At 46.1% G+C, this 7,164-nt stretch carries 8 protein-coding genes and 2 pseudogenes; 6 read left to right on the plus strand and 4 right to left on the minus strand.

Features of this window, described 5'->3' with window-relative positions:
* The 3 genes and pseudogenes from V6C93_RS23905 to vapC form a co-directional block, all read left to right on the plus strand.
* Nucleotides 1-224 (plus strand): annotated as a pseudogene (locus V6C93_RS23905) (Uma2 family endonuclease); the annotation flags it as partial.
* A 77-nt stretch (nt 225-301) separates the two neighbouring features.
* Nucleotides 302-529 (plus strand): type II toxin-antitoxin system VapB family antitoxin, encoded by a 228-nt coding sequence (locus V6C93_RS23910; RefSeq protein WP_333479176.1) that lies wholly within the window; start codon nt 302-304, stop codon nt 527-529.
* Nucleotides 530-931, plus strand: coding sequence for a type II toxin-antitoxin system tRNA(fMet)-specific endonuclease VapC (gene vapC / locus V6C93_RS23915; RefSeq protein ID WP_333479177.1), 402 nt, complete (start codon nt 530-532; stop codon nt 929-931).
* A 61-nt stretch (nt 932-992) separates the two neighbouring features.
* On the opposite strand, the gene V6C93_RS23920 is transcribed toward vapC, so the two are convergent.
* The 3 genes from V6C93_RS23920 to V6C93_RS23930 all read right to left on the minus strand — a co-directional run bounded on the left by V6C93_RS23920 (nt 993) and on the right by V6C93_RS23930 (nt 3,907).
* The gene (locus V6C93_RS23920; RefSeq protein WP_333479178.1) at nt 993-1,340 is read right to left on the minus strand and encodes a hypothetical protein; all 348 of its coding nucleotides are present in this window, start codon (nt 1,338-1,340) and stop codon (nt 993-995) included.
* 328 nt (nt 1,341-1,668) lie between these two features.
* Nucleotides 1,669-2,988, minus strand: a complete 1,320-nt coding sequence (gene fahA, locus V6C93_RS23925; RefSeq protein ID WP_333479179.1) for a fumarylacetoacetase — start codon at nt 2,986-2,988, stop codon at nt 1,669-1,671.
* A 55-nt stretch (nt 2,989-3,043) separates the two neighbouring features.
* Nucleotides 3,044-3,907: a hypothetical protein gene (locus V6C93_RS23930; protein WP_333479180.1), complete on the minus strand. Its 864-nt coding sequence runs from the start codon at nt 3,905-3,907 to the stop codon at nt 3,044-3,046.
* A gap of 160 nt (nt 3,908-4,067) precedes the next feature.
* Here V6C93_RS23930 and V6C93_RS23935 point away from each other — a divergent pair.
* The 3 genes and pseudogenes from V6C93_RS23935 (at nt 4,068) to V6C93_RS23945 (ending at nt 5,972) form a co-directional block, all read left to right on the plus strand.
* Nucleotides 4,068-4,505 (plus strand): annotated as a pseudogene (locus V6C93_RS23935) (filamentous hemagglutinin N-terminal domain-containing protein).
* Nucleotides 4,499-4,723 carry a CHAT domain-containing protein gene (locus tag V6C93_RS23940; RefSeq protein ID WP_333479181.1) on the plus strand — a complete coding sequence of 75 codons (225 nt, stop codon included), beginning with the start codon at nt 4,499-4,501 and terminating at the stop codon, nt 4,721-4,723. Before V6C93_RS23935 ends, V6C93_RS23940 begins: the two are co-directional and overlap by 7 nt.
* 142 nt (nt 4,724-4,865) lie before the next feature.
* Nucleotides 4,866-5,972, plus strand: coding sequence for a DUF2235 domain-containing protein (locus V6C93_RS23945; protein WP_349262826.1), 1,107 nt, complete (start codon nt 4,866-4,868; stop codon nt 5,970-5,972).
* Between the two features lie 26 nt (nt 5,973-5,998).
* Here V6C93_RS23945 and V6C93_RS23950 read toward each other — a convergent pair whose 3' ends face one another.
* Entirely contained in the window at nt 5,999-6,487 is a 489-nt protein-coding gene (locus V6C93_RS23950; protein ID WP_333479183.1) for an Lrp/AsnC family transcriptional regulator, read from the minus strand.
* Between the last annotated feature and the right edge of the window lie 677 nt (nt 6,488-7,164).

Here is a 7,164-nt window from a genome sequence, read left to right on the forward strand (position 1 = left end):
AAGTCCTCGATCAGAAAATTAGCTGGCTCTATCTAGACAAGGGTGAGTATCTCGATTTACCCACTGATGCCGATGGAATTATACGGAGTCGAGTTTTTCCTGGGTTGTGGTTAGCGGTTTCAGAGTTATTGGCTGGGAATATGCAGCGCGTATTGGCAGCTTTACAGGAGGGCGTGCAATCTCCTGAACATGCCGTATTTGTCCAGAAATTAGCCAGTAATTAATCAACCAACTGTGAAGAAGCTCAATTAATTTTATTAAGCCGTTATAGATACTAACTTCTTTAAGGAGAACAGCACGCATGAATACCGCAAAAATTACTACTGATGGCATATACCAAGTTGTTATTTTGCCCGAAGACTTTCAGCTTTCAGGTACAGAGGTCTATATCAAAAAAATTGGTAACGCCATTGTCCTCATTGCAAAAGATAACCCCTGGCAATCCCTCATCGATAGTCTAGATAATTTCTCCGATGACTTTATGACTACCAGAGAGCAGCCAGTCCTCGACACCAGAGAGAGCTTCTAAATGCGATACCTGCTTGATACAAATATCTGCATTTACCTCATCAAGCAAAAACCTCAAAAAGTGCTGGACAAATTTCAATCCCTCACCATTTTTGATGTTGGTATCTCTTCCATCACTGTTGCCGAACTCGAATATGGAGTCGCTAAAAGCCAACAGCAAGATAAAAATCGCACCGCTCTGCTGCAATTCCTGTTCCCTCTAGAAATTGTCGAATTCAATCAAGGCGCTGCGACGATTTACGGTACTATCAGAAGCGATCTAGAAAGTAGAGGACTCATCACTGGTGCAATGGATATGCTCATTGCCTCTCATGCTTTGAGTTTGGGAGTTACTCTTGTCACCAACAATGTCCGAGAGTTCTCTCGCATTCCTACACTCTCATTAGAAAACTGGGTTGAGTAGTTGTGAAGAAGTGCGATCGCTTTTACCATGTTTATTCTTTATTCTGAAATAACTAACGAAGTTATTGACTGATAGACTTACTGGCAAACTTTTGTAGAATGCGCTGGCTAGGATGTGCTGATAAACTGACCAACTTATTGACCAAAGCCACAGGGAAGAGTGCGGAGTCATACATATCACAATGTAATGCTTCAACGTTGGACAAAATAACCTGTAAATTGGGAAGATCCTCAATAGTTGGCTGTTTTTTCAGCTTACGCGCTGGAATTGAAACAACATACATTTGCCCATTCCGAGCTTTGAAGATGACTTTGTGACCATAGTTGCTAGTTGAAGCATATGGAAGTTTTGGATCACCTAGTCCGGGACGAATATAGCGATAAATGTAATCATCAGTTAGGATAAGCACCTTACCAGGCTCTAAATTCTGTTGAATCGATTGAGCATGATCTACAAATGCTCCACTTTTCTCCAGTCCAGCTAATATCCACTATAACAATCCACACATTACGGCTACTAACTATAGCTGAGATTTGCTGGACACTTGCAGAAATGGAAATGATAGAGATAATGCATGGTTAGCTGCGTGATCGCTCTCCCTGATCTCGGTAGGATAAACATAAGTTTACCCACTGCGGCTGTTAGGGTTAAAACACCTTCCTCGCACTGGACAATTCCCCCCTAGAAAATGGTGATCGCTTAAACCGTTACGAATTAGTAATTATTTGGTCACTGATTTAATCAGTTGGGAGGACTAAGCCCCAACACTCTCCGAAACCTACTCTGGCGTAGCCTTCTTTCTCACAGTATCCGCGAAGGATGACTTCATCTCCGTCAGCCAGGAAGGCTCGAACCTCACCTGTTGGTAGTCCGACAGGTGATGTACCCCGCTGGGTAATTTCCAGCAGGCATCCTTGTGAACCTTCCTGAACATTAGAAACTGTCCCACTGGCTAGCAAGTCTCCAGGGCGGAGATTACAACCATTACTGGTGTGATGGGTGAGCATCTGAGCGATTGTCCAGTACATCTGCTGGAAAGACCCCAGGCTCAAGCGGAACGGCTGCATCCCCGCATCACGCATCTGTTGCGATCGCAGCAGCACTTCAAGGGTGAGGTCGATACCACCTAAGCTGGTATCCTGTGGCGAGGAGAGATAAGGCAACGGCAGAGGGTCTCCTTCTGCACGTTGGAAAGCCGAACAGCGGAAGGGAGCTAAAGCCTCCAAGGTTACGACCCAAGGTGATATTGTAGTGGTGAAGCTCTTGGATAAGAAGGGGCCAAGAGGCTGATATTCCCAGGCTTGAATATCTCGTGCCGACCAGTCGTTGACTAAGCAAAGCCCGAAGATGTGTTCCTCAGCGTTTGCGATCGCAACAGGTTGCCCCAGCTCATTTCCGGCACCCACAAAGAACCCGACTTCTAACTCGTAGTCCAATAGTTGACAAGAGCCAAAACTAGGTGTTGCTTCTTCCGGACGCTTTCTCTGACCCTTGGGATGCTTGACTGGGGTGCTGCTGGGCACAATTGAGGAAGCACGTCCGTGATAGGCGATGGGTACGTATTTATAGTTGGGGAAGAGCGGATTATCGGGGCGAAACAACTTCCCAATATTAGTGGCGTGAAAAATTGAGGCGTAAAAGTCCGTGTAGTCACCAATGGTAGCAGGCAATAGGAGTTCAGCCTCGGGCATGGGGATGAGAATGCCCTCTTCTGGAGGAGGCGTTTCCCCATCAGTTCGCAGCAGTTCGCTCAAACGACGGCGTAATGCTGATGAAGCCTCACTCCCCATCGCCATCAATGGATTTAAGCTAGGTGCGGTACAGGCTTGTTGCAGTTCTTGGGAAAGTTCCTGAAGCAGTCCCGCTTCGCGACATCGGGTCAAATCTAAAATTTGGTCTCCGATCGCAACCCCAATTCGTGAGGGTTCAGCGTTACCCCGCCTGCGAAACACGCCAAACGGCAAGTTCTGAATGGGGAAATCGGTGTCTTTTTGATTCGCCGATTCTACCCAACTACGTAAATTCGGGTCATGGGTGGCATCAATGGATCGGTTCATAAGCGGATAGGGGGATGGGGAGATAAGGAGAACAAGGGTAGGCCTGAAGTATTGATTAGCCCAACAGGTTCAGATTCTTCAGGTCATGTATTGGTTCTTCAAAGGAACAGGAACCGAATGAGCGGAAGAACTGTTGTCGAGCCGTTTCGATTTCTAAAAAGTTAAGTTGATAATTACTCCAATCAATACCATCTTCTCTGTATTGGAACTTATTGATGGAGGATTCTTCAAGAATCGCTAAAGCCTCTTCTGGTGTTACTTTCTGCCAATAAACCAGTGCTGCCAAGATAGTAACATTCAGGAAGCCGTGCATTTTGCTGGAAGGGCTATCTGGCTCATATGTCAAGCGATATTCAGCTGGTAATGGGTGGTGCAGACCAGCAGTTGCTTTAAACGGAACTCTAGCTTCAGCAAACGCACAGATGCACTGACACAGTTGGGTCACACTGGGAAACGCCTCGGCGGTGAGACCTCCCGTTCGGACTTTAGCCGATGCATCGATTTTCTGCAAAACCGATACATATGCCTCCAAGCCTTTGTGAAGGGGAATTTCAAAAAATAAGTCAACTCCAGTCGGGAGGCACGGGAACACTCTCTCTATTTCTGTCGGTAGAAGCGGAGGAATTTCTAGGGCTGAGATAGCTATATTTGGATTATTGAGCGATCGCACCCTCTCGATCTCTGTTTCCATCTCTTGAGAGAGCAGAACACTGAGCGACCACTGACTTGTTTTACTCTCTTCTAATTGAGGCAGGAGTGCTTCAAACTCATCCAATCTGGATGCTGGCAACACAAAACGACCCAGCATCCAAGCGTAAGGAGCCATCTGAGCTTTAGCGTAATTCATCATCGCTTCCCTGATGCCGAGCTTTGCAGGAGGGAAAAGTCCGGCATAATCCACCACTGATGAGAGAAGCACTTTTACCGACGCAGGCACTGAGTTTCACCCCTTCAAATCTGCAATAATTCTTCATTGAAAAACAGCTATGCGATCGCACACTTTGCCCCTATACTAATTCTTTCCTGGTAAATACTTCAAAAACCTTTCTTAAGGTAGATATGAAACGGAGCATCGATGAATTCGGAGTGATGAACTCAGTAGTTTTTCACAGTTTAATATTTTAGACGGACAAAGGGTCTATTTTGCCAATCCTTCAGACATTGAGAACATTCTCACTCGCGTGACGGGGAGTAATATTTCGACTATTCTGGGGACGCTAGACGTAGATGGCTGGGCTTCTTGATTTTTGCTCAATCCCAATGGGATTATTTTTGGGTCAAATGCACAGCTAGATATCGCGGGTTCATTTTTGGCGAGTACAGCAGAGAGTGTAATATTTAGCAATGGGTTTGAATTCACAGCCAAAAACCCACAAGTCCCTCCCTTACTGACGCTTAGTGTTCCCCTTGGTGTGCAATATGGGTTGAATCAGCCCAAAGCAATTACAAATGCAGGAGATTTAGTAGCTGGGCAGAATTTAGTTTTATCAGGGGGCGTTAGGATTAGCGGGTGTTGACTGTAAGAGCAGGAGCAGGGAGTACTCTCGCCTCTTTGTGGTTTGTCAGTGACGAAGCAACCAGCTTACTGATGAGCCAATTCTACCAAGAACTAAGCAGAACACAGGACACAATAACCAAAGCCCTGCGACGCGCTCAAATGGCAGTTTTGCACCAACAAGACTTCTCTCATCCCTATTTCTGGTCAGCCTTTGTTCTAGTCGGTAACTGGTTGTGAGCTGAGCGCATCGCATCTACCAACGGGTTTTGACCACAACCCTATTCAGTTCACAAGCTATAAAATTTAAAATTTACCCCTTAAGGTAGATGTCAATTTGTTAGGGTAAACAATGACACACCTGCATGGAGAAATAGAAACGATGAAACGCCTCGTAGTATGTTGCGATGGCACATGGCAAAAGCTAACCAGTGCCTACCCGACGAACGTGGTTAAGATGGCTCAAGCGGTCAAGACAATCGCTGACGATGGAGTCCCCCAAATCGTATTTTACGAAGAGGGTATTGGCACAGGCGACGAGATGGACAAGCTGGGGGGCGGAGCCTTTGGCTGGGGAATTGATAAAAACATTCAGAATGCTTACCGATTCCTTTGTCTAAACTATAGCGAAGGTGACGAAATCTACCTATTTGGTTTTAGTCGTGGTGCCTACACGGCACGGAGTCTGGCTGGATTGATTTATTGCTCAGGCTTACTGTCACGCCAAAACATCCGCAAAACGCCTGAGGCTTATGAGCTATACCGCAATCGCAACATTAAGCCGGGGGATAAAAAAGCCATCAATTTTCGGCGGGATCATGGACGAAAGGATGGAAAGGAGCTTGACAGGTGCAAAGTCCCCATCACTCTACTGGGCTGTTGGGATACGGTTGGTGCATTGGGCGTACCCGATCAAATCCCTTTTTTACCCATAGACAACTGGATCAACGCCAAATATCAGTTTTACGATACCACTTTGAATCAGTGCATCCAGAATGCGCTACACGCTGTTGCCATTGACGAACAGCGCAAAGTTTTTAACGTAACCCCCATGAAGAAAAGCGAAAAGAATCCGAATCAATTCTTACGCCAAGTCTGGTTTCCAGGTACTCATGGCTGTATTGGGGGTGGCACCGAGGAGATACGAGGATTATCAGACGCGGCTTTGCAATGGATGATGGAACAAATCAAAGAACTCGGTCTTGGGCTTGACCTTGACCCCAACGCGATCGAGTACGGCCTTGAGCCTGACTATACTATCCCGTTTGACAACAAACTCCACGGTATTTACCAACTGACGGGGCGCATCATACGTGAAATCAGCGATATCTCTGATGACCTTCAAGAATTACACGACAGCGTGAAAGATCGTTGGCATTACGAATGTAAACCGACTTACCGACCGGAGAATCTTCAAACTTACAAGGCTGTACTCGATGCCTGGAAAGCTGTGGCACAGGCGACAGGAGCAAGTGGAACGAGCTCCTAGTAAGTACAGGCTATCGGCTAAAATCTCTAATCCAATGGCAGTGAAGTTGAAGCTTTGATTTCATTGAGAACGATACTCGTCCGAATCCTGTCTACGCCTGGGATGCGGGTGATTTTCTCAGACAGGAACTTTTCTAAGTGCTGGTGGTTGGCAACAACCACCTTTAACAAGTAATCAAATTCACCGCTAAGATGGTGACACTCTAGAACTTCTGGTAGTCCCTTGACGCGATCGCAGAATTGTCCAACGCAGTCCGGCTGATGGTGGGCAAGGGTAACCTGTGCAAAACAAAGCAGATCCAAACCCAGTGCTTCGCGATTGACCAACGTCACGTAGCGTCCGATCACTCCGCTTTCTTCTAGCTTTTTCAACCTTTTTTGTAACCCAGGCGCTGAGAGATTAACCCGACGTGCCAATTCAGCGCTACTCATGCGGCTGTTCTCTTGTAAGAGACACAAGAGCTGTCGGTCTATATCATCTAGGAGTGGCTCCGAGTTCCTAAGCGCTGGCTTCATCTTGGTGTTGTTCTTTAGCAACCTACCTCTCCAGCTGTATTTATTAGGGGTATTTTACGGATAGCTTAGTTAATTATACCTGCTAAATTAATTTTATTTGTTAAGAATTAATCCTTGAAGAAGTCTATAAAGAGTTTTTATAATCTTAGTAAGAGCTTTTAGTTCACAATCGAAACTCAAGTACACTCACCAGGCTTTAACTTGTAGGTCTCAGGAGTAGGGGCGTATTGCTATACGCCCCTATAGGAATCATTGCATATTTCCTCAAAGCCATTGGGTGAATTCCGCCGAAAGAGGGATGTTTCTAGGGGTCGATCGCCCTTTGAAGGCAGACTGGGTTAGCGTGTAAGAAGAGGCAGTACGGAAGAAGAGGCGTTGCTCCCCATCGGAACTTGTTGGGTAACGCAAGCAGAGACTTGGAATCAATCGATACTTCCTGATTTAATTCCCTGGATTTATCCATGAGGTCTCGCTTTTTCTTTTTTATGTTCTCTTTGTAAAGACTCATTACGGTTCGCAGGACACTGTTTGCTGTTCTACAGCCCTCTAACATCGAGTAGGAAGTCCGGCTGCTGGAGGAGTCACCTAAATTAAGGAGGAATTTAAATGAGCGACTTTTGCCCCATTAAAGGATTCGATCACCTCGAATTCTATGTTGGGAACGCTAAACAGGCAGC

This window comes from Allocoleopsis sp., from assembly GCF_036703385.1.
Classification (GTDB): Bacteria; Cyanobacteriota; Cyanobacteriia; order Cyanobacteriales; family Coleofasciculaceae; genus Allocoleopsis.